Genomic DNA, 23,816 nt, shown 5'->3' on the forward strand with positions numbered 1-23,816 from the left:
TGCCCATCTCCGACAGCGAACGCCCATGTCACAGGGGTCATCACACGGATGGGCGACGCCGGGCCCGCCACGCAGGCGCAGGCGGCGGCCCGCGCCTACGGTGGGCGCAGAGAACCCGGCGAGCCGACCGGACCGGCGTTGCGCAGGAGGCCGCGATGGAAGAGCACTACATCTGGGTGACCACACGCCGCATCCGGCCGGACACCCTGGAGGACTTCGAGCAGGCGTGGCGCCCCGCCCCCGCCCCGCAGGGCCTTCGCCGTGCCTACGCCTACTGGTCCGAGGACGGGCAGGAGGTCACCGGGGTGTCGTTCTGGGACTCCCGGGAGGCCTGCGACGCCTGGAGGTCCTCCGAGCACGAGGCGCAACGGCGCGCCGCCATGGCCCCGTTCGTCGTCGAGGAGCGGGAAGGGTTCTACCGCGGTCGTGAACTGGCCATCCCCCAGCGGTAGCCCGGAACAGCCGGTGCCGGCCTGATCGAGGTGATCCGCTGACCCACGCCCCCGCCCTGTCCCGGGCAGCTGCTTCCGAACCCCGTTCGCACGGCGGGCCCGGGGTCGTCCTCGGCGCGGAGACCGCTGTGGCCGCGCACCGACGGCCGGGACCCGGGCCGGGCACAGCGCGAGGACCTGTACGACGGTGTCCTCCTCGCGAGACGCGCAACACCCGGCTCCCCCTGCGGCCGCCACCGCCGCGGAAGGTCTTCCGGCGGGCGGCCCAGCCCGGCGGCCCCGGCGCCCTCGGTCCGGCGGCGGCGCTGTGGTGGGACGCGGACCGGACCGCGTTCCAGGAGCGGTACCCGGCCGTCCGGGGAGCGGCGGACGAACGGCGCGGCCCCCGGGTGACGTACCGGCAGCACCGCCGGCTGGACGGCGTACCGGAAAATCACGTGCCCCGGCCGCGCCCCTCTCGTACCGTCATGCCGTACCGAGCGCCGCGACGACCGTACGGCGGCGCCTGTCGACCGACACAGAGGGGAGCCCGGCCGTGCGCGCACGCACCGCTGTCGTCGCTCCCCGTTCCCGGTACGAGGTGATCCTCGTGTCCCGGTCCGGCCGGTGCCCGCTGCGCGGCCGGCACCGGACGCCCGTGACGCCCCGCTGACCCGGACGCACGGGTAATCGCGCTGCCCTTTTCCCTGATCTTTCCCTGATCGTCAGAAAGGCCCCGGGCCGTGCGCACCAACCTCAGCACCCTCGCCGCCGTCCGCAACCTCGGCATACTCGCCCACGTCGACGCCGGCAAGACCACCGTCACCGAGCGGATCCTGTATGCGACGGGCACCACCCACAAGCGGGGCGAGGTGCACGACGGCACCACCGTCACCGACTTCGACCCGCAGGAACGCGACCGCGGCATCACCATCTTCGCCGCCGCCGTCAGCTGCGCCTGGGACGGTCACCGCGTCAACCTCATCGACACCCCCGGGCACGTCGACTTCGCCGACGAGGTCGAGCGCTCCCTTCGGGTCCTCGACGGGGCGGTCGCGGTGTTCGACGCCGTCGCCGGGGTCGAGCCGCAGAGCGAGTCGGTGTGGCGGCAGGCCGACCGGCACGGTGTGCCGAGGATCGCGTTCGTCAACAAGATGGACCGCGCGGGCGCCGACCTCGACCGGGCCGTCGAGTCCATTCGGCAGCGGCTGCATGCCGCGCCGCTCGTCGTCCAGATGCCCATCGGCGCCGAGGACGCGTTCACCGGAGTGGTCGACCTGGTGCGGATGCGTTCGCTGGTCTGGGCCGACGGTGCGGGCACGGCGGTGGCGGGGCCCGTCCCCGAGCCGCTGCGGCAGGAGGCGCTACGGCGGCGCCGGGCACTGGAGGAGACCGTGGCGGAGCTGCACCCGGCCGCCCTGGAGGAGTTCTGCGACCGGGAGACGCTCGACGCCGGCACCCTCGCCGCCGCTCTGCGCGACCTCACCCGCACCGGGGACGGCGTGGTCGTGCTGTGCGGCTCCGCGTACCGCAACCGCGGTGTCGAACCGCTGCTGGACGCGGTCGTGGCCTACCTGCCCTCGCCGCTGGACGTCCCCGCCGTACGCGGTGTCCACGAGGGCACCGAGCAGCGGCGGGCCGCCGACCCCGAAGCGCCGTTCGCGGGGCTGGTGTTCAAGGTGAGCGCGAGCGCCACCGGCCGGCTGGCCTGCGTGCGCGTCTACGCCGGCACCATCGAGAAGGGAGACACCGTGTGGGACCCGGGCACCGGCCGCACCGAACGCGTCGCGCGCATCCTGCGGGTCATGGCGGACCGGCACGTCCAGCTCGACCGGGCGGTCGCCGGTGACATCGTCGCGCTCGCCGGCGTGAAGTCGGCGCGAGCCGGCTCCACCCTGTGCGACCCCGGCGCACCACTGCTGCTCGAGCCGCCCGTGGCGGCCGAACCCGTGGTGTCCGTGGCGGTCGAGGCCCGGCGCGCCACGGACACCGGACGGCTGGCGGCGGCGCTGGCACGGCTGGCCGAGGAGGACCCCTCGCTGGTGGTGCGCACCGACGCCGAGACCGGACAGACCGTGCTGTCCGGGATGGGCGAACTGCACCTGGAGGTCGCGGTGGAGAAGATCCGCCGCGACGGCGGACCGGACCTCGGCGTGGGCCGGCCGCGGGTCGCCCGCCGCGAGACGGTCCTGGAAGGGGTGACCGGGTTCGTGTACCGGCACGTCAAACAGGACGGCGGGGCGGGGCAGTTCGCCCATGTCGTGCTCGACGTGGAACCGCTGGGACCCGAAGTCGGCGTCACCGGCTTCGTGTTCCGCCCGGCCGTGGCCGGCGGGCGGGTGCCGCAGGAGTACGTGCGCGCGGTGGAGGCCGGCTGCCGGGACGCGCTCGCCGAGGGACCGCTCGACGGGCACCCGGTGACCGGGCTGCGGGTCACGCTCACCGACGGCTCCACCCATGTGAAGGACTCGTCCGACACGGCCTTCCGCACCGCCGGCCGGCTCGGGCTCCGCCAGGCCCTGCGTGCCTGCACGCTCGCCCTGCTGGAACCGGTCGCCGAGGTCACGGTGACCGTTCCGGAGGACGCCGTGGGCTCGGTCCTCGGCGACCTGGCCGCCCGGCGCGGGCGGGTCGGCGGCTCGCAGACCCGCGGCGGAGCGGCCGTGGTGACGGCGACCGTGCCGCTGGCCGAACTGTTCGGCTACGCCACCCGGTTGCGCAGCCGCACCCAGGGCCGGGGCACCTTCACGACCCGGCCCGCCGGCTACGCCCCGGCACCGCGACCGGTGCCGGTCCGGTAGCGAGGAGGGGGCCCGCACCAACGGACCGACGCGGTGCGTGGTGCGGCCCCCGGACTCCGGCACGGTGCGTGGAGCCCTCGGGCACCTTCGCCATGGCGGCCAGTGAGTTCGCGGTCGCCGGCCTGATGCCGCAGATGGCCGGCGGCCTGCACGCCACCGTGTGGGCCCCGCTCGCCGCCCCACACCTGCGCCCTGCCGCGGCGGGAACGCGCCGCCCTCCACCTCACCGCCACCCGCGCACTCGGTGCCGGCCGCTGGTATCCGCTGCGGTACGAACTCCTGCCCGCCATCGTGGGGCCCGTCGCCCGGCACGCCCTGCTGCGGCTGCCCGGTACCGCACTCGCCCTCGCCTCGCTCGGCTCCCCGGCCTCGGCGCCCAGCCGCCGTCCCCCCGATGGGGCCACCTCCTCGCCGAGAACCAGCCCTGCGCCGAGCGTGCCCCCTGGACGGTCCTCGCCCCGCCGCGGTACTCGCCGCCCTGGGCGCGCTCGCCGTGCCGGCGGCGGGGACGATGCGATGTCGGGCCGGTGGCTGAGCACGGGTTTCGCCCACCCGAGCCGGGCAGGCACGGACCTGCGCCCGGCGACGGTGATCAGCCCCTCACTTCCCCCGGCCGCTGAACAGAGCGTCCGCGCCCCACGTATCACCCGGCCATGGGAGGATCGCCCACCATGAGCACCATGAGCGCGTCCCCGGCGGTGAGAGGGCTGCGCGCCGCGGTGTTCGCGGCGGTGTGCGTGCTGCTCGCCGCCGCCGGGCACGGCCTTGCCATGGGAGCCCTGCCGCCGCGGTGGGCGGACGCGGCCGGCTTCCTCGCCGTGTTCGCGCTCGGCTGGATCCTCGGCGGCCGGGAGCGGTCACTGCCCGGCATCGGCGCGGCCATGCTGCTCACCCAGGCCGGACTGCACCTCGGCTTCGACGCCGCCCGCCCCGGCTCCGGCACTGCGCCCATGGCCGCCATGCCGGGTCACACCATGGCCGCGATGCACCCGCACGTCCAGGTGACGGCGTACCCGCACCTCAGCGGCCACGCCACCGCCGCCCACCTCCTGGCCGCGCTCGCCGCCTCCTGGTGGCTGCGGCGGGGGGAGTCCGCCCTGTGGTCGCTGCTGGGCCGGGCCGCCACGCTCGTACCGGGCCTCTTCGCCTGGTGGCGGGACACGCCGCTGCCCGCCCGTGCCGGTGACGCCGCGCGCGTCCCGGCCGCCCCCCAACCGCCCCGCCCGGCCCTGCTGCGGCACGCGGTCAGCCGGCGCGGACCCCCGGCCCCGGTCCCGTACTCGCTCTGACCCCGGACGACACATCACCCGTACGGAGATCGACTCACCCATGGCCATGTCCGCTCCACGTCTTCGCGCCCGCCGCGCCGGCACCGTCACCGCCGTCACCGCCGCCACGGTCCTGCTCGCCGCCGGTGCCGCCTCCGCGCACGTCACCGTCCACCCCGAGAGCTACGCCAAGGGAGCCACCGACGGCGTACTGACCTTCCGCGTCCCGAACGAGGAGGACAGCGCCTCCACCACCAAGGTCCAGGTCTTCCTGCCCACCGACCACCCCGTCCTCGGTGTGCTCGTCCACCCGCAGGACGGCTGGACCGCCAAGGTCACCACCACCAAGCTCAAGACCCCGGTCAAGACCGACGACGGCACCATCACCGAGGCCGCCTCCGCGATCACCTTCAGCGGCGGGAAGATCGGCGCCGGGCAGTACGAGGACTTCGACGTCGCCTTCGGCCAACTGCCCGACGACACCGGCCGGCTGGTGTTCAAGACCCTGCAGACCTACTCCGACGGCAAGGTCGTGCGGTGGATCGAGGAGCCGGCCGGCGGACAGGAGCCGGAGAACCCGGCCCCGGTGCTGAAGCTGACGGCCGGTGACGCGACCGCCGCGCCGGCGCCCGCCAGGACCGCCGCCACCACCGCCGAGGCGGCCGGCACGAGCGACTCCACGGCCCGCGGGCTCGGCATCGCCGGCCTGGTCGTCGGCGTCCTCGGCCTCGCGGCCGCCGCGTTCGCGCTCGTCCGCAGCCGGGCCGCACGGCCGTAACCCGCACGGCCCACGACGCACGGCCCACGACGCACGGCCCACGCCGCGCGGGCCGCCCCGCGCGGTCCACGCCGTCGAAGAACCACGGGGCAGGGCCCGGACCGCCAACCGGTCCGGGCCCTGCCGCGTACTCTCCTCACACCCGCTCAGCGCGCCGCCAGTTCCCGTACCTTCACGCCGGCCGCCGGCTCCACGGGCATCCGGGAGGTGCGCCACAGCCACCGCACGTCCCGGCCGAAGGACCACACCAGCGAGCCCAGCGCCAGCAGGACGATCGCGAGGTCCGCCAGGTGGGGGAGCAGTCCGGCGCCGGCCAGGAGCAGGCATATCCCCTGGACCGCGGCGACGGTCTTGCGGGCGAAGGACGGCGGCAGCGGGGCGTTCAGCCAGGGGGCCAGCCGGGCGGCGGCGACGAAGGCGTACCGCATGCCGCCGATCAGCAGCACCCATGGGCCGAGTTGTGTGGACACGTACACGCTCAGGACCAGGATCAGGAACGCGTCGACCTCCATGTCGAAGCGCGCGCCGAGCGCGGTCGACGTCCCGGTGCGGCGGGCCACCTTGCCGTCGACGCCGTCCAGGAGCAGGGCGACCGCGGTCAGGCCGACCAGCAAGGTCACCGGCGGCGCGCTCTCGAAGGAGTCCGCGACCAGCGCGGTCACCCCGCCCACCAGGGTCGCCCGGCCGAGCGTGACCCGGTTCGCGGGGCCGAAGGTACGCAGCCGCGAACGGTGCAGCGCCCGGGCCAGCACCGCCCAAGTGGCGAACGCGAACGCCAGCCCCGTCAGCCAGCCGGCCGGCCCCATGCCGATCGCCGTACCGAGCAGGGCGAGCAGCAGCAGCTGGATGCCCGCTCCCACAGCGGTCTCCTGCTGGAGCCTCGCGTCATACGTGTTGTTCAGGGCCACCGCACACCCTCCGGCCGAGTGACAGAGTCGATCAACGCCGCGTACTCTGCGCGGCCTGTGCACTTCTCGGTACGTGAACAACTTCCCTATCGTTCAGGAGGATGCCGATGAACCGCTCGGCCCGCGCGTTCTGGCTGCGCTCACCCGGCCACGGCGAGCTGCGCGACGTCACCCTCGCGGAGCCCGCCGAGGACGAGGTCCTGGTGCGCACCCTGTACTCCGGGGTGAGCCGGGGCACGGAGACACTCGTCTTCCGCGGCGGGGTCCCGGAGAGCCAGCACGCCGTGATGCGGGCGCCGTTCCAGGAGGGCGACTTCCCCGGTCCGGTGAAGTACGGCTACCTCAGCGTCGGCGAGGTGGAGCAGGGCCCGGCCGAACTGATCGGCCGTACGGTCTTCTGCCTGTATCCGCATCAGAGCCGCTACGTCGTGCCGGTGAGCGCCGTGACCGTCGTGCCCGAACGGGTGCCCGCCGCGCGGGCCGTGCTCGCCGGGACCGTGGAGACCGCCGTGAACGCCCTGTGGGACGCGGCACCGCTGATCGGCGACCGGATCGCGGTGGTCGGCGGCGGCATGGTCGGCTGCTCGGTGACCGCGCTGCTCGCCCGCTTCCCCGGCGTACGGCTCCAACTCGTCGACGCCGACCCGGCCCGCGCCAAGACCGCCGAGGCGCTCGGCGCGGACTTCGCCACGCCCGACGGCGCCCTCGGCGACTGCGACCTCGTCGTGCACGCCAGCGCCACCGAGGCCGGCCTCACCCGCGCCCTGCAACTCCTCGCCCCCGAGGGCACGGTGGTGGAACTGAGCTGGTACGGCGACCGGCGCGTCGCCCTGCCGCTCGGCGAGGCCTTCCACTCCCGGCGGCTCACCGTGCGCAGCAGCCAGGTCGGCACCGTCTCCCCGGCCGCCCGCCCCGGCCGCGGCTACGCCGACCGGATGGCGCTCGCCCTCGACCTGCTCGCCGACCCGGCACTGGACGCGCTCATCACCGGGGAGAGCGCTTTCGAGGAACTCCCGGACGTCCTGCCGAAGCTCGCCTCGGGCGAGATCCCCGCCCTGTGCCACCGGATCCGGTACGCCGGGACCGGCCTGACCTGAGAAAAGAAGTGAGACAGGGCTGAACGCGGGGAAGCGGGGAGCCGTACTATCCGGCATCCCCCTACGGGTAAGGACGGGGGGACCAGACGCGCCGTACCTGGAGGGTCGTCCGTTGTTCAGCATCACCGTCCGCGATCACATCATGGTCGCTCACAGCTTCCGCGGCGAGGTGTTCGGGCCCGCCCAGCGCCTGCACGGCGCCACGTTCCTGGTGGACGCCACCTTCCGCCGCGAACAGCTGGACGAGGACAACATCGTGGTCGACATCGGTCTGGCCACGCAGGAACTGGGCGCCATCACCGCGGAGCTGAACTACCGCAACCTCGACGACGAACCCGGGTTCGCCGGCATCAACACCTCCACCGAGTTCCTCGCCAAGGTCATCGCCGACCGGCTCGCCGAACGCGTCCACAAGGGCGCCCTCGGCGAGGGCGCCCAGGGCCTCGCGGGCATCACCGTCACCCTCCACGAGTCCCATGTCGCCTGGGCGAGTTACGAGCGTGGCCTGTGACCGAGACGACCGCCGCGCCGACGCGCCTGGCCTATGTGCCGGCGCAGCCCGGCGCCGCCGAGAAGGCCGGAAACACCCCCATGTCCCTGCGCACCGTCCACTTCGTCCTGCCGGGCGGCGTCGACGACCCGGCCGCGCCCAGCGGCGGCAACGCCTACGACCGCCGGGTCAGCCTGGACCTGCCCGGCTTCGGCTGGCAGGTCACCCCGCACACCGCCCCCGGTCCCTGGCCGCTCCCGGACCGCACCGCCCGCGACAGCCTCGCCCGCACCCTGCGGGACCTGCCGGACGACGCGGCCGTCCTGCTGGACGGGCTCGTCGCCTGCGCCGTCCCGGAGATCATCACCGCGCAGACCGGCCGACTCCGCCTGGCGGTACTCGTCCACCTCCCGCTCGGCGACGAGACCGGTCTCGACCCGGCCGTCGCCGCCGACCTCGACGCCCGCGAACGCGCCGTGCTGCGCGCCGTGCCCGCGGTGATCGCGACCAGCGACTGGGCCGTGCGCCGGCTCGTCTCCCATCACGGCCTCGCCCCCGAACGCGTGCACGTCGCCGCGCCCGGCGCCGACATCGCGCCGCTCGCGCCCGGCACCGACGGCGTCTCGCGGCTGCTGTGCGTGGCGGCGCTCACCCCGCGCAAGGGCCAGCACCGGCTCGTGGAGGCGCTCGCGGCGGTGCGGGACCTGCCGTGGACCTGCGAGCTGGTCGGCGGACTCGCCCACGACCCCGCGTACGTGGACCGGTTGCGGGAGCTGATCGCCCGGTACGGCCTCGCCGACCGGCTGCACCTGACCGGCCCGCGCTCCGGCGCGGACCTCGACGCCACGTACGCCGCCGCCGACCTGATGGTCCTCACCTCCTACGCCGAGACCTACGGCATGGCGGTCACCGAGGCCCTGGCCCGCGGCATCCCGGTCCTCGCCACCGACGTCGGCGGCCTGCCCGAGGCGGTCGGCCGCGCCCCCGACGGCGGCGTGCCCGGCATCCTCGTCCCGCCCGAGGACCCCGCCGCGCTCGCCGCCGAACTGCGCGGCTGGTTCGGCGAGCCCGACGTACGCCGCCGGCTCAAGGCCGCGGCCCGCGGCCGCCGCGCCGCGCTCGACGGCTGGGCCACCACCGCCCGCAGCCTGGCCGGGGTCCTCTCCCGGCTCCCCGAACCCCCGAGGAGTGCGGCATGACCGGCCCGCAGACCACGACGAACGGCACACCGTCCATCCCGGCCCAGCCCGGGCCGAGGGAGGTGAGCGCGGGACGTGGCGCCCAGGGCGAGGCGGAGCCGGTGCTCGGTGCCGGTCGTGAACAGGCCCGTACTCCGGCCGCCGTGGCGCGTGCGCAGGCGTCCGGCGCGGGGGGCACCGGCGGTGCCCGCGAAGCGGCGGAGGGCACGCGGGACCTGAGCGACGAGGCGGTCACCGGGGGCGGGGAGACTGGCGTGGACCACGGGGCGGCGGAGGGTGCCGGGGACCTCGGCGGGGCTGCCGGTGATGCGGGAGGCGGTGACGAGGCCGCGGTCGTCGCCGGGGCCGGGCCCGTGACGCGTCCCGGCGAGCGGGCCACCGTGCGGCTGCGCGGGAGCGAGCCCGAGGAACCGCCCCGGTACGCGCCCGAATGGCTGCGGCTCAGGGAAGGGGCCGACGCGACCGCCCGCGCAGCGGAGCTGCTGGACCCGTTGCGGACCCGGCTGGCGAACCAGCCCGGCCGTACCGGCGCGGTGACCGTGCACGACCTGGGCTGCGGCACCGGCTCGATGGGCCGCTGGCTCGCGCCCCGCCTGGACGGCTCCCAGCACTGGGTCCTGCACGACCGCGACCCCTACCTGCTGCACTTCGCCGCCGTCGGCTCCCCGCGCTCCGCCGCCGACGGCAGCGGCGTCACCGTCGAGACCCGGCGCGGCGACGTGGCCCGGCTCACCCCGGACGCGCTGACCGGCGCCTCCCTGGTCACCGCCTCCGCGCTGCTCGACGTCCTCACCCGCGAGGAGGTCGACACCCTCGCCGGCGCCTGCGTGGGGGCCGGCTGCCCCGCGCTGTTCACGCTGTCGGTCGCCGGCCGTGTCGAACTCACCCCGGCCGACCCGCTGGACGCGGAGATCGCCGAGGCGTTCAACGCCCACCAGCGGCGCGCCGGTCTGCTCGGCCCGGACGCGGTCACGGCGGCCTGCGAGGCGTTCGAAGAGCGCGGGGCCGTCGTACGGGTGCATCCGAGCCCGTGGCGGCTCGGCCCCGAGGAGTCGGCGCTGACGGCGCAGTGGCTGCGCGGCTGGGTCGGCGCCGCCGTGGAACAGCGGCCCGAACTGCGCGACCGTGCCGAGCGCTATCTGCGGGACCGGCTCGCCGCCTGCGCCGCCGGCGAGTTGCGGGTCGTGGTCCAGCACAGCGACCTGCTGGCCCTGCCCCGGCCGGCCGGCGGGGCGTCATGACCCCGCGGTCGGCTGCGGCGGAGGCGGAGCCCCGGGTCACCGGGGCCGGCCCCCACGCGCGCGTGACCCCCGCCGGCCCGGCGCACGTGCGCGCGCGGAGCGCGGAATCGACACCCGTGCGTGTGCAGGGCACCGAAACGGCACGTGAGCGCGCGCGTGTGCACAGTGCGGGCACCGACGCGACACCCGCACCCGTACCTGCCCCCGCCCGGCACGCAGCCGGCGCGCCGCACGCGGTCCGCGTGGTGGGCACCCGGCTTCCGGCACCGTCCTCGCCCCCGCTCACGGAGCCGCCGTCCTCCGAGACCCCGGCAGCGTCCGAGACCCCGGCGGCATCGGAGACCCCGGCGGCATCCGAGGCCGCGCGGGCCTCCAGCCCCCGCCGTAGCGGACCCCACGCGCTGCGTACGCACTTCGGGAGCGTCGCCGGCGTCGTCCTCCTCGGCTTCCTGCTGTGGCGGCTGGGCACGGGTGCGCTCCTCGACGGGCTGCGGCGGATCGACACGGTCACGGTGCTGGCCGCGCTGGGCATCGGCGTGGTCACCACCGTCCTCAGCGCCTGGCGCTGGCAGTTGGTGGCCCGCGGCCTGCGCATCCGGCTGCCGCTGGGCCCCGCCGTCGCCGACTACTACCGGGCGCTGTTCCTGAACGCGGCGCTGCCCGGCGGGATCCTGGGCGATGTGCACCGGGCGGTCCGGCACGGGCAGAGCGCCGGTGACCTGCGGCGCGGGGTGAAGGCCGTCGTACTGGAGCGCGTCGCCGGGCAGATCACGCTGGCCGTGTTCGCCGCGGCGGTGCTGCCGGCCCTGCCGTCCCCGGTCCGCGCCGAGGCCCGCGACTTCGCCCCGCTGGTGGCCCTCGCGGCGGCCGGCGCGCTCGCCGTCGGCCTCGCCGTCCGTATGAACCGCACGCCCTCGCGCCGGGCCGGGGCGCTGCGCACCGCCCTCGGCGAGGCACGCCGAGGCCTGCTCTCCCGCCGGGGCGGGCCGGGCATCGCCGTGTCCTCGGCCGCCGTCCTGGCCGGGCACCTGGCGACGTTCGTCGTGGCGGCCCGCGTCGCCGGGTGTGCCGCCCCCGTCACGGTGCTGGTCCCGCTCGCGGTCCTCGCCCTGGTCGCCATGGGCGTGCCGCTGAACGTCGGCGGCTTCGGCCCCCGCGAGGGCGTGACGGCCTGGGCGTTCGGCGCCGCCGGACTCGGCGCGAGCACCGGTGTCGCGGTCGCCGTCGTGTACGGCGTGCTGAGCTTCGTGGCGAGCCTGCCCGGCGCCGTCGTCCTCGCCGCGCGCTGGTACGCCGGCCTGCGCTCCGCAGGCGCGGCGGCGGGCCCCGGCCCGGCCGCCGCAACAGCCGGGCCGGATCCCGCCGCCGCGCAGGACTACCCGCGCCCCTCCGCCGGGGTGAGCAACGCGAAATACGGTGCGAAGGATTCCGCCAGGCTCGCCAGCAGTTCCTTCCCCTTTTCCGCCGACCCCAGGGAAGGACGGCCGATGACGCCCGATTCGGTATAGGCGGACATTCCCACGGTGAGCAGATGACGGCGGTCGTCTGCGGTGAAATCGGCGGACTCGTAACCAGGGCGGACGAATTCGGGGTGAGCGTGCAGCAGAATCGAGGTCTCGATTTCTCCCGCGTGCATGTCGGTGAGCAGCGAGGTGTACACCCCCGCCCGCTCCCGTGCCGTCTCCCAGTCCTCGGCGGCCGGGAACAGCGCCATCCGCTCCCCGCGCGCGCAGGCCTCCTGGACGACGTTGCCCAGCACGTAGTTGCCGCCGTGCCCGTTGACCACGACCAGCGCGTCCACGCCCGAGCGGCGCAGCGACGCCGCGATGTCCCGGACCACCGCATGGAGGGTCACGGAGGAGATGCTGACGGTCCCCGGCCAGTCCGCGTGCTCGTGCGAACAGGAGACCGTCACCGGAGGAAGGAGGTGCACCGGGTACGCGGCGGCGATCTCCCGTGCCACGGCACAGGCGACGAGCGTGTCGGTCGCCAGCGGAAGGAACGGACCGTGCTGTTCGAAGCTCCCGACGGGAAGGACGGCGACCTGTGCTGAAACGCCCGCCCCCCGGGTCCGTACGTCTTCGGTGGTGTCCGTCGGCACCACACCGCTCGCCACGTCGTGTGTCCTCCCGCCCGCCGCCGCACGCGCGCCCGAACCACTCATCTTTTCACGGCCTTTCGTCTCTGCTTAGGAATCAGATCATGACAGAAAACACCGGCGCCAACCTCGGCGTACTCGGCAAGAAGTCCTCGCGGCGGTCGGGCGTGGAACGCGTCGTGAATGCACCGCTGCCCACCGTGTACGGGAATTTCCAGGCGATCGGCTACCTGGACCACGACCGCGGTGACGAGCAAGTGGCCCTGGTGTACGGCGACATCGGCACCGAGGACGTGCTCACCCGGCTGCACTCCGAGTGCCTGACCGGGGACGCGTTCGGCTCCCGGCACTGCGAGTGCGGCGACCAGCTGGAGGCCGCGCTGCGCGCGGTGGTCGCCGAAGGCAGCGGGATCGTCGTCTACTTGCGGGGCCACGAGGGCCGGGGTATCGGACTGCTCGGCAAGCTGCGCGCGATGGCCCTGCAGGCGGAGGGCCTGGACACGGTGGAGGCGAACCTCGCGCTCGGCCTGCCCGTGGACGCCCGTGACTACGGGGTCGCGGCGGGGATCCTGCGCGACCTCGGGGTGCGCTCGGTACGCCTGATGTCCAACAACCCGCGCAAGCGGGAGGCGCTGGTCCGGCACGGTGTCCAGGTCGCCGAGCAGGTGCCGCTGCTGATCGAGCCGTGCGAGAGCAACATCACCTATCTGCGCACCAAGCGGGAGCGGATGGACCACGTCCTGCCCCATCTGGACGCCGTCGCGCACGGCTCCTGAAGCGAGACCGTGCGGCCCGCCGCCTCTCCCTGCGGCCCGCGGGAGACGGGCGGCGGGCGCGGTGGCTCTCAGTCCACCAGCGCCTCGTGCACCAGCCGCCGCAGCTCCGGGAAGATCTTCAGCTTCTTCGGGCGTACCTGGGTCATGAACAGCACCGTCAGCTCATGGGCCGGATCGACCCAGAAAGCGGTCGTGGCCACACCGGTCCAGCCGTATGTGCCGAGGCTGGAGGGGGCCAGGGTCCGGGACGGGTCGGTCACCACCGACACGTTGAAGCCGAAGCCCAGCCCGTCGTTGGCGGGTTCCCGGTGGACGGGGGAGCCGAAGGACCGCACCACCGCGTTCCCGGGCAGCTGGTTGCGGGTCATCCGCGCGACGCTGTCCGCGGACAGCAGCCGGACACCGTCCAGTTCGCCGCCCCGGCGCAGCATCTCCATGAACCGGTGGAAGTCGTACGCGGAGGAGACCAGGCCGCCGCTGCCGGACAGGAAGCGGGGCCGGCCGTGCACCGGCAGCCCCGGCACCGGCTCGATCCCGCCCTCGTCCGTCTCCCCGTACAACTCGGCCAGCCGGTCAGCCTGTTCGGGCCGGACGTGGAAACCGGTGTCGGTCATGCCGAGCGGACGCAGGATCCGCTCGGTGAAGAACGCGTCCAGCGGCTGCCCGGACACCACCTCGACGACCCGGCCCAGCACGTTCGAGGCGACCGAGTAGTTCCACTGGGTGCCGGGATCGAACTGCAGGGGCATGCGCGCGTACACCTCGACCGTCTCGGCCAGGTCCTTGCCCGGCGGGACGGAGTACTCCAGGCCGGCCTCGCGGTACAGGGCGTCGACGGGGTGGCGGTGGTAGAAGCCGAAGGTCAGGCCCGCGGTGTGGGTGAGCAGGTGCCGGATCAGGATCGGGCCGGCGGCCGGGCGGGTGCGCACCTCGGCGCCCGAACCGCCCTCGTACACCACGGGGTCGGCGAACGCGGGCAGATGGCGGTCCAGCGGGTCGTCCAGGGACAGCCTGCCCTGCTCCGCCAGCAGCAGCACGGCGACCGCGGTGACCGGCTTGGTCATCGAGTAGATCCGCCACAGGGTGTCCGCCTCGACCGGCAGGCCGGCCGCGAGATCGCGGCGGCCGTACGTGGTGAGACGGGCGACCCGGCCGCCGCGGGACAGGGCCACCAGGAAGCCGGGCAGCCGCCCCTGGTCGACGTGGTGGGCGAGGTGCCGGTCCAGGCGGTCCAGCGCCTCGACGTCCAGCCCCGCCTCGCCCGGGTCGGCTTCCTGCCGCAGCTGTGCCATCGCTCTCCTCCGGTCCCCTCGTCGGCGACGCCCCCGGCCGCCCGCCGGAAGCACCCGCCCTTCATCGTCCCGCAACACCATCCCCACCCACCCGCTGATCAGCACCGCATGTGATCGACGCGACGCCGTCAGCTCCGGGGCAGTGCGTGGTCGCCGGCGCTGGCCAGCAGTGCGTGGCCGCCGGCGCTGGCCAGCAGTGCGTGGCCGCCGCCTTCCCGCGCAGCGGTCGGCCGCCGGCGGTCCCGGGCACCGAAGAGCTGCCGCGGCGTCCGCGGCAGCGCACGGTTGCCTTCGGCCCCGCCGGCGGACGGTCGCCGTCGGTGTGGGGTAGTGCGTGGTCGTCTTCGGTCCCGGGTGGCGGACAACCGGCGTCCGGTCCGGGCAAGGCGTCGTCGCTCTGTGTCCTGGGCGTCAGGCGGTGGCCGTCGGTGCCGGGCCGGGGATGGTGGTCGTCGGTTCCGGGTCGCGCACGGTGGTCGTCGGTGTCGGGCAACTGCGGCCGTCCGCGTCGGGCGGCGAACAACCGCCGTCCGTGTCGGGCAACGAACAGCCGCCGTCCGCCCCGGGCGACCGTGTGTCGCTGTCGGCCGCGCGCGGTGCGTCCTCGTCTTCGGGCCCGGGCAGCGCACAGGCCAGCGGCACGCCGAGCGCCGCCACGGCAGCCAGGACCAGCAGTGCCCGCCCGGTCCCGGTGCCCATGAGCGCGGTCGCCGTGGCCACCCCGAGGGCCGGGCCGACGTTCAGTGCCGTCTGCTGCAGTCCGCCCGCCACTCCGGCCACCGCCACCTCCGCCCGCCGTACGATCACCTGGGTGGCCGCCACCATCACCGCGCCGAACCCCGCGCCCAGCAGGGCGAACGCGCAGCCGAGCGCCGGCGTGGACGTGGCTCCGGACAGCACCAGGACACCGAGCGCCAGGAGCGCCGTCGCCGCCGCCGTCGTACCGCGCGCCCCGAACCGGCGCAGCAGCACCGGGCACAGCGCGGCGGACGCCACCATCAGCACCGCCAGGGGAAGACTGCGCAGGGAACTGTGCAACGGGTCGAGGCCGAGCCGGCGCTGCAGCACGTAGGTGGCCACGAACAGGGCGCCGAACAGGGCCGCGGACACGACCACCAGCCCCCCGAGCGCCGCCCCGACCGCCCGCGAGCCGATGACCGCGGCCGGCAGCAGCGGACCCGCCGTACGCCGTTCGTGCCGCACGAGGACGGCGGCGGTGACCACGGCGACGGCGAGGCCCGCCCCGGAGACGGGCCGTGCGGTCAGGGCGTGCACCAGGCAGCCCAGGGACACCGCGAGCAGCACGGCACCCGGCACGTCCAGCGGCGTCCGGGAGCCCGCGGCGGGCGGCTTCGGCCGCAGCAGGGCCGGCAGGCCGAAGGCGAGCGCGGGCAGGACGTTGACGAAGAACACCGCCCGCCAGCCCAGGCCGGTCACCAGCGCCCCGCCCACCAGCGGCCCCGCTGCCGCCGCCAGCCCGATCGCGGCCGTGCGCACGGCGAGGGGCCTGGCCAGCCGGTCGGGCGGGAACGCGGCCCGCAGCATGCCCAGCGTGGCCGGCTGCAACAGCGCCCCGAACACCCCCTGAACCGCCCGCAGTGCGATCACCCAGCCCACCGAGGGCGCGACACCGATCCCCGCCGACGCCGCCCCGAACCCCAGCAGGCCGAGCGCGAACACCCGCCGCTGCCCGTACCGGTCACCGAGCCGCCCCGCGAACACCAGCAGGCTCGCCACCGCGACCAGGTACGCCGTACTGGTCCACTGCACCTCGGCGAACGACGCGCCCAGGTCCCTCTGCAGCCGGGGCTGGGCGACCGTGAGGACCGTACCGTCCAGGGCGACGACCACCGCGCCCGCCACACTGCTCGCCAGCGTCCACCGCCGGTTCACCGGCCGTCCTCCGCACCCAGGTGGGCCACCAGCACCGCATCGAGCAACGCCCCGAAGTGCTCATCGCCGCAGGCAAGTTGGAGGCTGCGCCAGCGCCACAGCTGGGCGATCCCGTGCAGGTTCGCCCACAACGCGCCCGCCACCCGTCGCGCGTCGGCCCCGGGCCGCACCTCGCCGACCAGATCGGCGAGCACACCGAACAAGGGCAGACTCGTCTCCCGCAGCCCCAGCCAGCCGCTCTCCAGCAGGTCGTGACGGAACATCAGCTCGTACATGCCGGGGTCGTCCAGCGCGAACTCCAGGTACGTCCGCGCCAGTGACGCCACCTGCGCGCGCGGGCCTGCGGACCCGGGTGCGAGGGTGCTGCGCACCCGCTCGGCCAGGTCGTCGAAGCCGCGGCGCGCGATGGCCGACAGCAGCTCCAGACGGGTGGGGAAGTAGCGGCGCGGCGCCCCGTGCGAGACGCCGGCGCGCCGGGCGATCTCCCGCAGGGTGAGCGCCTGCGGCCCCTCGGCGGCCAGCAGCTCCACACCCACGTCGACCAGACGCTTGCGCAACCCGATGTCGGACTCAGTCATAGACACTGTCTACCAGGTGTCCGTAGACAGTGTCTATCACTGCTCCCGAGGTGGCTGCGATGCGCGGGAATGCCTGGCCCGCCGCGGCGAGTTGACCCAGTCATGACTCAGGACTCCACGCAGGACGCGCTGCTCGACCTCCTCTCCGACGGCCACGGCGGGGTGCTGGTCACCCTCAAGCGCGACGGCCGCCCCCAGCTGTCCAACGTCAGCCACGCCTACTACCCCGACGAGCGGGTCATCCGGATCTCGGTCACCGACGACCGCGCCAAGACGCGCAACCTGCGCCGCGACCCGCGGGCCTCGTACCACGTCACGAGCGCCGACCGCTGGGCGTACACGGTCGCCGAGGGGACGGCGGAGCTGTCCCCGGTCGCCCGGGACCCGCACGACGAGACCGTCGAGGAACTGATCCGGCTCTACCGGGACGTGCTCGGCGAGCACCCGGACTGGGACGACTACCGGGCGGCGATGGTCCGCGACCGACGCCTCGTGGTGCGCCTGCGCGTCGACCGGGTCTACGGCGCCCCGAAGCGCTGACCCGCGGCGGCCGGCTGCGACGCCCCGGGGTCCGGGTCTCGAGCGCGCGCAGGGGTGCGGCGCGTTCCGGGGTCCGGTTCCAGGCCGCCGGGGGGTGCCGGCGCACACCGGGCGCCGCGCCATGGGCCGGCCCGTGACTGCGAGAACGGTGAAACCGGCGTGCACGGGGTCCGTCCTCCGCTCCGGGAGCCGACTGCGACCGCCGTCCGGTAGCGGTCGTTATGACGCCGGTCATAAGGTGGGTGCCGTGAGGAACGGAGGGCCGCGATGAGCCAGGCGCCACGGGGGCCGCGGGAGCGGATGGTCTTCAGCGCCGCCCAGCTCATCCGGCGCGACGGAGTCGCCGCGACCGGGATGCGCGAGGTCGCCGCGCATGCCGGCGCACCGCGCGGCTCGCTCCAGCACTACTTCCCGGGTGGCAAGGAGCAGCTGGTCGACGAGGCGGTCGCCTGGGCCGGCCGGTACGCGGGCAAGCGCATCGCCCGTTTTGTGGCAGGGCTCGACGAGCCGACGCCGAGCGGTCTGTTCGCGGCGATGGCCGCGCAGTGGACCGACGAGTACGCGGCGGACGGCTTCGCGGCGGGGTGCCCGGTGGCCGCCGCCACCGTCGAGTGCGCCTCCGCAGCCGGCTCGACCCGGGAGGCCGCGGCCGCCGCGTTCACGGCGTGGCGGAACCCGCTCGCCGAGGCCCTGACCGGCATGGGGGTACCCCGGGCCCGTGCCGCGTCCCTCGCCACGCTGATGATCAGCACGCTGGAGGGGGCGATCCTGCTGGCCCGCGCCGAACGGGACGCGGGTCCCCTGACCACGGCGGTGAGGGAACTCGGGCCCTTGCTCGACGCGGCGGCGGCCTCGGCCCCGTGACCACGGCCGCCGGGCCGTCGGTGGCCGTCCGCTGTTAGTCCTCGTCCCGCAGCCTCCGCCAGATGCGGGTGCGGTGCAGTATGTAGACGGCGAAGAACAGAGCGGCCGTCTGAAGCCCCACGGCGAGCAGCCAGAAGACCGCCCTGCTTTCCAGCTCGTCGGTCAGGAAGGCGAAGTTCATACCGAAGAAGCCGGTCAGGAACGACAGGGGCAGGAAGATCACCGACACGATGGCCAACCGGTTGATCACGCCGTTCTGTTCGCCCGCGACCAGGGACCCGTAGCTGGCGAGAGCCCGGCGCGCGGCGTCCTGGAGGGACTCGATGGTCGCCAGGGCCAGCCGTGCCGCACGCTGGAACTCCTGGGCGAGCCGCTGGCGTTCCACCGGAAAGTCGCGGCTCATCATCCTGCGGGTGACCACGTCCTCGACGACCTGCAGATAGGGCAGCAGCGCGTGGTGCAGGAGGGCGGCACGGCGGCGCAGCCGGGCCAGACGGTACAGCTGCTCGGGCCGCCGGTCATCGAACATGTCGTCCTCCAGTTCCTCCACCTGCAGCAGCGCCTGCACGGCCTCGCGGCGGAACGTCCCCAGCGCCTCCTGGAGCAGCAGGAACAGCGTGGCCACGGCGTCGTGGGGTCTCTCATGCCGCAGCCGTGCCGTGATGTCCGCCGCCGAAGCGGCCCGGCCCCGGTGGGCGACGACCAGGAAGCGTTCGCCGGCCAGGGCGTGCACATGGGCGACCCGCCCGTCATGGACCACCGGTACGACGAAGCCGGCGGCGTCGCCCAGGAATTCGGCCCGCGCGGACTCGCCCTGCCTGCCGAACCAGGCCAGCTCCTCGGTGCCCAGCCCGAGCCGGCGGGCCGGCGGCTCGTCCGCCGGGCCCTCCTCCGCATCCTCCGGCAGCTCCACACCGAGGAGCAGGAAGCTGTCCCGGGCGAGCCGTTGCCGCGCCTCCGACTCGGAGATCCGCGTCGTGACCCCTTCCGGCACCGACACCATCGTTACGATCATCGCTCTCACCGGCTCGTCCGTCGCCCCCGGCCCCGGCGTGCTTGTGCGGTGAGCCCCTGCGGAACCAGGTTCGGTACGGCCTTCAGTCGAACAGGCGGGAGGCGCCGTCGCGCCCCACCACGCACAGGGCCCAGATGATGATTCCGGAGAAGGCGATCAGCATGACCGACCAGACCGGGTAGTACGGCAGGGACAGGAAGTTGGCGAGGATGATCAGCGAGGCGAGGGCCACTCCGCACACGCGTGCCCACACGGCGCCCCGCAGGAGGCCGAAACTCACGACCAGCGCGAGGACGCCCAGGACCAGATGGATCCAGCCCCAGCCCGTGAGGTCGAACCGGAAGACGTAGCTGCGGGTGACGAGGAAGACGTCGTCGTGCGCGATCGCCATGATGCCGCGGAAGATGCCCAGCACCCCCGCGAGGATGAGCATGACGGCCCCGAACGCTGTCAGGCCGGTCGCCCACTGCTGCTTGGCGGTGGGCGCGGGCACGCCGTGTGTGGTGGCCATCGTGCGACCTCGTTTCTGTGCTGTGCCGGCTGCGTGGTCAGTGGGTGGGTCCGGACGGCCGGCTGCCGGAGAGGACCGGTTCCTCGGCCTGCCGGAACCCGTCCTCGGTGATGTCCTCGTGCGAGCGCATCCCGGACGGCTTCCTGAGGCGTCGGCGCTGCTGGACGCCGCTGTTCCGGGACTGCGCCCGATGGTGGTTGCGTACGGTTCTCAGCGTGCGCACGGCGGGAGTGCGCCCGCCTCACCCGGGCCGGGTGAGGTGGAGGTCACGAGTACCACGGATCCGCTCGGCCGGCGGCCGGTTCTGCCGTTGCGGCCGGGATTGCGGTGCCGGCGAGCACGGCGGTGACCACCGGAATCCGGGTCCGCAGCGGGTCGCGGACCACGGGACTCGGTCATGGCTCCTCCTCACGTGATCCGCGGATCCGCTCCCGGACGGCCTGCGGGGCCGTCTGCGGGGCCTCACCGGGCCGGCGTCCGTCCAGACGGTCGCCGCGGGCGTCACCCCTGGCGGGTGATCCGCACGGGAGGCCGGGACGGTGAGGTGGGCACCGAGGGCCGGCGGTCGGCCCACGTCGGAGCGGACGAAGAGGCACGAGATGACCGATCCAGCGGCTGCCGGCAAGCAGCGGACCCCGCCGGAGCGGGCGGCGTCTCCCAACCGCCCGGGCGCAGGGGCCACGGCCGTGTCCGTTGTCCGGGCGGTCGTCGTCGCGGCCGGCCTCGTCACCGCCTACTACCTGTTGCCGCTGGGCTGGCACGGCGGGGCCGTCACCGCACTGATCCTCGTCGGTGGCCTGCTGGCGGTCTGCCTGTTCTTCGCGTGGGGGGTGTGGCTCATCGTGCGCTCGCCCTCGCCGCGGCTGAAGGCGGTCGAGACCCTGGCCGTGACGGTCTCGTTGTATCTGGTCCTCTTCGCGAGCGGCTACTACCTGCTCGAACGTGCTGCGCCGGGCTCCTTCAGCGAGCACCTGAGCAGAACGGACGCGTTGTACTTCACGCTCACCACGTTCACCACCGTCGGCTTCGGCGACATCACCGCGGTCTCCGGGACGGGCAGGGTGGTGGTGATGTGCCAGATGGTCTGCAGCCTGCTGCTCGTGGGTGTGGCTGTACGGGTGCTCACGGCCGCGGTCCGGACCGGCCTGCGACGCCAGGGGCGGCAGACGCCGGAGTGAGGCCTTCGCGTACCGGGGTGAGGCGCCGGTGCCAGGGGGGTCTGCCGCAGGGCGTGCCCGTCCCCGTGCGTGGGATGCTCCCCCCGGCCCACCGCTCCGCTTCACCCGCAGGAGGTGACACCGCAGTCCAGGTCCGTCACAGGAGTCCAGGTCCGTCACAGGAGACCCAGGTCGCGTGCGCGGCGTACCGCGTCGTGGCGCCGGTTCACGGCCAGTTTCCGGTACGCGTTCTTGAGATGGGTCTTGACCGTGTTGACCGACACGTACAGATCGGCGGCGATCTCCTGCGTGGACATCATCTGCGCCAGCCGGAGCAGAACGTCGATCTCGCGTGCGCTCAGCTCTTCCACCACCGGCAGCGGCGACTGCTCCCCGGTCCCGGCCGGTCCACCGGGCGCCGGCGGGCCGTAGGCGAGCCATCCCTCGGCCAGCGCGCGCAACGGCGCGGTGCCCAGCAGCGGGCGCAGCCAGGGTCCCGCGTCCAGGAAGGGGCGTCGCAGCCGCTCGCGCCGGGCTTCCCGGAGTGCCTGGGCGACGAGCCGGCGTTGGGCGGCGACGTCTCCGGCCGCGCCCGCCAGCTGGGCCCCGACCAGCGCGGCCCGTACCGTGACGGCGGGGCCGAGAGGGCCCTGTGAGCGGACTCTGTCGAGGAGTCCGGCCGCCGCTCCGGGCCGGCCCACGGCCAGCTCCGCCTGCGCGGCCTGCACCACACACACCGGCTCGTCGTCGGGCTCTTGTGCCAGCAGCCTGACGGCCAGGTCCGGCCGGCCCTCGGCGAGGTGAGCGGCGGCGGCCACGGACGCCGTGTGTGCCTCGGCCCAGGGGCAGGCCACATCGGCTGCGACGGCCCGGTCCACCGCCTCGAGCGCGGCCCGCGTGTCGCCCCGGGCCAGGCACAGACGCCCGGTGACGATGGACTCCCCGGCCCGCGTCACCGGGTCCAGCGGCAGGCGCGCCGTGTCCGTCGCGGAGTCGAGGAGCACCTGGGCCCGGTCCAGTTCGTCACGGTCGACGGCCACCGCGGCCAGGACCAGTGATGCCAGCCCCGGCCCCGGCGCCGGGGCCGGGCCGGGGCTGTCCACCGCGGTCACCTGGGCAGACGCCGTGCGCTCGGCCCGGCCCGGCCAGCCCCTGAGATAGTCGATCAGCGCCAGGTGGCCCAGACACTCCTGACGCGCCGGTGCCGTCGCCGCCGCACGGCCGGAGTCGACCACCGTCGTCAGGACCGCCCGCGCCTCCCGGACACGGCCGGCCCACAGGCGTGCGGAGCCGAGATGGGTGAGCAGCAGGGCGATCAGCTCGGGGTGTCCTTGCAGAAGCCCGCCGGGCACTTCGCGCTGCAGCTGCTCAGCGGCCTGTGCCGCCGTCTCCGCCCGTTCCGGCGCGCCGGTCAGCCGCGCCGCCAGAGCTTCCAGGAAGGCGCAGCTCAGCCGGGTCGCGGCCAGGTCGGCGGCCTCGTCCGGGGACGGTCCGTGCCCGGGGGCGAGGGCGTGTGCCGCCCGTTGCAGGCGGGGAAGGCCGCGCTCGACGTCGCAACGGGACAGCGCGCGGGCCGCACGGACGAGGTCCGTGGCGGGGCTGGCGGGCTCGGGCCCCATGTGGGAGAACAGCTCGGACAGATCGTCGGCGCGCAGGCCGGTGAAGATCTCCCCGATGGCGAGATCGCCGATCAGGGCACCGGCGGCACTCTCCCAGTCGTGCGCCGCGGCCGCGTGGCCGAGCGTCTCGCCGAGGGACCCCGAGCGACGCAGCCAGTGTGCCGCACGGCAGTGGAGTGCGGCTTCCAGCCCTGGCCGGCGCGCCCTGAGGTCGGCGCGGAGGATCTCCTTGAACAGCGGATGGAGACGGAACCAGTCGTGCCCGAGGTACTCGACGAACGCGTTCCCGCGGTGCAGACCGCCCAGGATGAGTCCGGCGTCGGTGCGCCCGGTCAGGGCGTTGGCGAGATCCGGGCAGCAGCGTTCGAGGATGCTGATCCGCAGCAGCAGATCCTGGGTCTCGGCGCTCTGCCGCTTGAGCACCTCGGCCAGCAGGAAGTCGGCGATCGTGGTGCGGTCGGCCTCGAACTCCTTCAGGTACGTGCCCGGGTCGGGCTCCGCCTGCGCCGCCAGGGCGCACAGCCGCAGTCCGGCCGCCCAGCCCCGGGTCCGCTCCACCAGCGCGTCCATGTCACCGGCCGGCAGGCGCAGCCCGTGCAGCGCCAGCAGATCCGCTGCTTCGTCGCGGGTGAAGGCCAGCTCGGCGTTCCTGATCTCCGTGACGGCGCCGGCCGCCCGGTAGCGGTGCAGCGGCAGCAGGGGTTCGGTGCGCGTGACCAGGACCAGGCGCATGCCGCCCCCGGCCTGCCGGAGGACGGATTCCAGCTGATCCGCGATCTCGGGGTCGGCCGCCCGGTCGTACTCGTCGATGACCACGATCACCGGCACCTTCCGGTCGCTGAGTCCGGCGGCGAGCCGCGTCAGAAGCGCGTCGGACACGCGTGCGGGTTCGGTGGGCAGGCCGACATCGGTGGTCAGCGGCACGCCGGCGACGCGCAGGGCCTGCAGGAGGTACGCCCAGAACGTTCCGCATCCGTTGCCCGCGACCTGCGCGGTGAGCCAGGCGACCGGCTCGTCCCGCGCCGAGGCCCAGTCGGCCACCAGCAGCGTCTTGCCCGCTCCCGCGGCTGCGCCGACCACGGTCAACGGGGACACAAGGGCCTCGTCGAGGTGTCCGAGGAGCCGGTCGCGGCGCAGGTACGTCACGGGACGTGTCGGTATGGCGAACTGTGTCGCAAGGAACGGAGCCCCTCGGGGGTCGGCGGGGGATGCGGCCGGTGCAGGTCCGTTCTCGCACCGTGCGGCCATGGTGTTCACCAC

The 23,816-nt window shown here is 74.6% G+C and carries 21 protein-coding genes and 2 pseudogenes; 14 read left to right on the forward strand and 9 right to left on the reverse strand.

Going from position 1 to position 23,816, the window contains the following annotated elements; all coding sequences use genetic code 11:
* Window positions 1–155 precede the first annotated feature (155 nt).
* The 5 genes and pseudogenes from ACZ7GZ_RS29735 to ACZ7GZ_RS29755 all read left to right on the forward strand — a co-directional run bounded on the left by ACZ7GZ_RS29735 (window position 156) and on the right by ACZ7GZ_RS29755 (window position 5,278).
* Window positions 156–452, forward strand: a complete 297-nt coding sequence (locus ACZ7GZ_RS29735) for an antibiotic biosynthesis monooxygenase (protein ID WP_471028867.1) — start codon at window positions 156–158, stop codon at window positions 450–452.
* Between the two features lie 722 nt (window positions 453–1,174).
* On the forward strand, window positions 1,175–3,232 hold the full coding sequence (gene fusA, locus ACZ7GZ_RS29740) for an elongation factor G (protein ID WP_471028870.1): 2,058 nt from the start codon (window positions 1,175–1,177) through the stop codon (window positions 3,230–3,232).
* Between the two features lie 152 nt (window positions 3,233–3,384).
* Window positions 3,385–3,767 (forward strand): annotated as a pseudogene (locus ACZ7GZ_RS29745) (ABC transporter permease subunit); the annotation flags it as partial.
* 145 nt (window positions 3,768–3,912) lie between these two features.
* Window positions 3,913–4,521, forward strand: coding sequence for a hypothetical protein (locus ACZ7GZ_RS29750; protein ID WP_471028871.1), 609 nt, complete (start codon window positions 3,913–3,915; stop codon window positions 4,519–4,521).
* 46 nt (window positions 4,522–4,567) lie between these two features.
* On the forward strand, window positions 4,568–5,278 hold the full coding sequence (locus tag ACZ7GZ_RS29755) for a YcnI family protein (protein ID WP_471028947.1): 711 nt from the start codon (window positions 4,568–4,570) through the stop codon (window positions 5,276–5,278).
* 146 nt (window positions 5,279–5,424) lie between these two features.
* Here ACZ7GZ_RS29755 and ACZ7GZ_RS29760 read toward each other — a convergent pair whose 3' ends face one another.
* Window positions 5,425–6,186, reverse strand: a complete 762-nt coding sequence (locus ACZ7GZ_RS29760) for a CDP-alcohol phosphatidyltransferase family protein (protein ID WP_471028873.1) — start codon at window positions 6,184–6,186, stop codon at window positions 5,425–5,427.
* A 107-nt stretch (window positions 6,187–6,293) separates the two neighbouring features.
* Between ACZ7GZ_RS29760 and ACZ7GZ_RS29765 the strand changes: the two genes are divergently transcribed.
* From ACZ7GZ_RS29765 to ACZ7GZ_RS29785, 5 genes and pseudogenes are all read left to right on the forward strand, one after another.
* On the forward strand, window positions 6,294–7,283 hold the full coding sequence (locus ACZ7GZ_RS29765) for a zinc-dependent alcohol dehydrogenase (protein WP_471028876.1): 990 nt from the start codon (window positions 6,294–6,296) through the stop codon (window positions 7,281–7,283).
* Between the two features lie 112 nt (window positions 7,284–7,395).
* The gene (locus ACZ7GZ_RS29770) at window positions 7,396–7,794 is read left to right on the forward strand and encodes a 6-pyruvoyl trahydropterin synthase family protein (RefSeq protein ID WP_471028878.1); all 399 of its coding nucleotides are present in this window, start codon (window positions 7,396–7,398) and stop codon (window positions 7,792–7,794) included.
* Window positions 7,791–8,972: a glycosyltransferase family 4 protein gene (locus ACZ7GZ_RS29775; RefSeq protein WP_471028881.1), complete on the forward strand. Its 1,182-nt coding sequence runs from the start codon at window positions 7,791–7,793 to the stop codon at window positions 8,970–8,972. The genes ACZ7GZ_RS29770 and ACZ7GZ_RS29775 overlap by 4 nt, the downstream gene beginning before the upstream one ends.
* Window positions 8,969–10,213, forward strand: a complete 1,245-nt coding sequence (locus tag ACZ7GZ_RS29780) for a class I SAM-dependent methyltransferase (RefSeq protein ID WP_471028883.1) — start codon at window positions 8,969–8,971, stop codon at window positions 10,211–10,213. Before ACZ7GZ_RS29775 ends, ACZ7GZ_RS29780 begins: the two co-directional genes overlap by 4 nt.
* A pseudogene (locus ACZ7GZ_RS29785) lies at window positions 10,210–11,418 on the forward strand (lysylphosphatidylglycerol synthase transmembrane domain-containing protein); the annotation flags it as partial. The gene ACZ7GZ_RS29780 and the pseudogene ACZ7GZ_RS29785, both read left to right, overlap by 4 nt.
* Window positions 11,419–11,588: 170 nt before the next feature.
* On the opposite strand, the gene ACZ7GZ_RS29790 reads toward ACZ7GZ_RS29785, so the two are convergent.
* Entirely contained in the window at window positions 11,589–12,377 is a 789-nt protein-coding gene (locus ACZ7GZ_RS29790) for a creatininase family protein (RefSeq protein WP_471028884.1), read from the reverse strand.
* A gap of 38 nt (window positions 12,378–12,415) precedes the next feature.
* Between ACZ7GZ_RS29790 and ribA the strand changes: the two genes are divergently transcribed.
* Entirely contained in the window at window positions 12,416–13,087 is a 672-nt protein-coding gene (ribA, locus tag ACZ7GZ_RS29795) for a GTP cyclohydrolase II (RefSeq protein WP_471028885.1), read from the forward strand.
* A gap of 68 nt (window positions 13,088–13,155) precedes the next feature.
* On the opposite strand, the gene ACZ7GZ_RS29800 is transcribed toward ribA, so the two are convergent.
* The 3 genes from ACZ7GZ_RS29800 to ACZ7GZ_RS29810 form a co-directional block, all read right to left on the reverse strand.
* Entirely contained in the window at window positions 13,156–14,379 is a 1,224-nt protein-coding gene (locus ACZ7GZ_RS29800) for a serine hydrolase domain-containing protein (RefSeq protein WP_471028888.1), read from the reverse strand.
* A 411-nt stretch (window positions 14,380–14,790) separates the two neighbouring features.
* Complete coding sequence (locus ACZ7GZ_RS29805) at window positions 14,791–16,272, reverse strand: MFS transporter (RefSeq protein ID WP_471028889.1); 1,482 nt, start codon at window positions 16,270–16,272, stop codon at window positions 14,791–14,793.
* The gene (locus tag ACZ7GZ_RS29810) at window positions 16,269–16,850 is read right to left on the reverse strand and encodes a TetR/AcrR family transcriptional regulator (RefSeq protein ID WP_471028891.1); all 582 of its coding nucleotides are present in this window, start codon (window positions 16,848–16,850) and stop codon (window positions 16,269–16,271) included. Before ACZ7GZ_RS29810 ends, ACZ7GZ_RS29805 begins: the two co-directional genes overlap by 4 nt.
* A 102-nt stretch (window positions 16,851–16,952) precedes the next feature.
* On the opposite strand from ACZ7GZ_RS29810, the gene ACZ7GZ_RS29815 reads away from it, so the two are divergent.
* Complete coding sequence (locus tag ACZ7GZ_RS29815) at window positions 16,953–17,390, forward strand: PPOX class F420-dependent oxidoreductase (RefSeq protein WP_471028894.1); 438 nt, start codon at window positions 16,953–16,955, stop codon at window positions 17,388–17,390.
* A 267-nt stretch (window positions 17,391–17,657) separates the two neighbouring features.
* A complete protein-coding gene (locus ACZ7GZ_RS29820) occupies window positions 17,658–18,254 on the forward strand; it encodes a TetR/AcrR family transcriptional regulator (protein ID WP_471028895.1) in 597 nt (198 codons plus the stop codon).
* A 34-nt stretch (window positions 18,255–18,288) separates the two neighbouring features.
* Here ACZ7GZ_RS29820 and ACZ7GZ_RS29825 read toward each other — a convergent pair whose 3' ends face one another.
* The 3 genes from ACZ7GZ_RS29825 to ACZ7GZ_RS29835 form a co-directional block, all read right to left on the reverse strand.
* Window positions 18,289–19,269 carry a CorA family divalent cation transporter gene (locus ACZ7GZ_RS29825; RefSeq protein ID WP_471028898.1) on the reverse strand — a complete coding sequence of 327 codons (981 nt, stop codon included), beginning with the start codon at window positions 19,267–19,269 and terminating at the stop codon, window positions 18,289–18,291.
* Window positions 19,270–19,351: 82 nt separating this feature from the next.
* Window positions 19,352–19,780: a DUF7144 family membrane protein gene (locus ACZ7GZ_RS29830; protein WP_471028899.1), complete on the reverse strand. Its 429-nt coding sequence runs from the start codon at window positions 19,778–19,780 to the stop codon at window positions 19,352–19,354.
* A gap of 37 nt (window positions 19,781–19,817) precedes the next feature.
* Window positions 19,818–20,003 carry a hypothetical protein gene (locus tag ACZ7GZ_RS29835; RefSeq protein ID WP_471028900.1) on the reverse strand — a complete coding sequence of 62 codons (186 nt, stop codon included), beginning with the start codon at window positions 20,001–20,003 and terminating at the stop codon, window positions 19,818–19,820.
* 376 nt (window positions 20,004–20,379) lie between these two features.
* Between ACZ7GZ_RS29835 and ACZ7GZ_RS29840 the strand changes: the two genes are divergently transcribed.
* Window positions 20,380–20,958 (forward strand): ion channel, encoded by a 579-nt coding sequence (locus ACZ7GZ_RS29840; protein WP_471028901.1) that lies wholly within the window; start codon window positions 20,380–20,382, stop codon window positions 20,956–20,958.
* Between the two features lie 155 nt (window positions 20,959–21,113).
* Here the strand turns inward: ACZ7GZ_RS29840 and ACZ7GZ_RS29845 are convergent, their stop codons facing one another.
* Window positions 21,114–23,804, reverse strand: coding sequence for a winged helix-turn-helix domain-containing protein (locus ACZ7GZ_RS29845; RefSeq protein WP_471028903.1), 2,691 nt, complete (start codon window positions 23,802–23,804; stop codon window positions 21,114–21,116).
* Between the last annotated feature and the right edge of the window lie 12 nt (window positions 23,805–23,816).

The sequence above is a fragment of the Streptomyces sp. NPDC037288 genome (assembly GCF_055603265.1).

Bases quoted from the DNA above. Each gene is read 5' to 3' on its own strand.
- ACZ7GZ_RS29735 (WP_471028867.1), top strand. From the start codon at position 156: ATGGAAGAGCACTACATCTGGGTGACCACACGCCGCATCCGGCCGGAC.
- ACZ7GZ_RS29750 (WP_471028871.1), top strand. From the start codon at position 3,913: ATGAGCGCGTCCCCGGCGGTGAGAGGGCTGCGCGCCGCGGTGTTCGCG.
- ACZ7GZ_RS29755 (WP_471028947.1), top strand. From the start codon at position 4,568: ATGTCCGCTCCACGTCTTCGCGCCCGCCGCGCCGGCACCGTCACCGCC.
- ACZ7GZ_RS29765 (WP_471028876.1), top strand. From the start codon at position 6,294: ATGAACCGCTCGGCCCGCGCGTTCTGGCTGCGCTCACCCGGCCACGGC.
- ACZ7GZ_RS29780 (WP_471028883.1), top strand. From the start codon at position 8,969: ATGACCGGCCCGCAGACCACGACGAACGGCACACCGTCCATCCCGGCC.
- ACZ7GZ_RS29790 (WP_471028884.1), bottom strand. From the start codon at position 12,377: ATGAGTGGTTCGGGCGCGCGTGCGGCGGCGGGCGGGAGGACACACGAC.
- ribA (WP_471028885.1), top strand. From the start codon at position 12,416: ATGACAGAAAACACCGGCGCCAACCTCGGCGTACTCGGCAAGAAGTCC.
- ACZ7GZ_RS29800 (WP_471028888.1), bottom strand. From the start codon at position 14,379: ATGGCACAGCTGCGGCAGGAAGCCGACCCGGGCGAGGCGGGGCTGGAC.
- ACZ7GZ_RS29810 (WP_471028891.1), bottom strand. From the start codon at position 16,850: ATGACTGAGTCCGACATCGGGTTGCGCAAGCGTCTGGTCGACGTGGGT.
- ACZ7GZ_RS29815 (WP_471028894.1), top strand. From the start codon at position 16,953: ATGACTCAGGACTCCACGCAGGACGCGCTGCTCGACCTCCTCTCCGAC.
- ACZ7GZ_RS29820 (WP_471028895.1), top strand. From the start codon at position 17,658: ATGAGCCAGGCGCCACGGGGGCCGCGGGAGCGGATGGTCTTCAGCGCC.
- ACZ7GZ_RS29825 (WP_471028898.1), bottom strand. From the start codon at position 19,269: ATGATCGTAACGATGGTGTCGGTGCCGGAAGGGGTCACGACGCGGATC.
- ACZ7GZ_RS29830 (WP_471028899.1), bottom strand. From the start codon at position 19,780: ATGGCCACCACACACGGCGTGCCCGCGCCCACCGCCAAGCAGCAGTGG.
- ACZ7GZ_RS29840 (WP_471028901.1), top strand. From the start codon at position 20,380: ATGACCGATCCAGCGGCTGCCGGCAAGCAGCGGACCCCGCCGGAGCGG.
- ACZ7GZ_RS29845 (WP_471028903.1), bottom strand. From the start codon at position 23,804: ATGGCCGCACGGTGCGAGAACGGACCTGCACCGGCCGCATCCCCCGCC.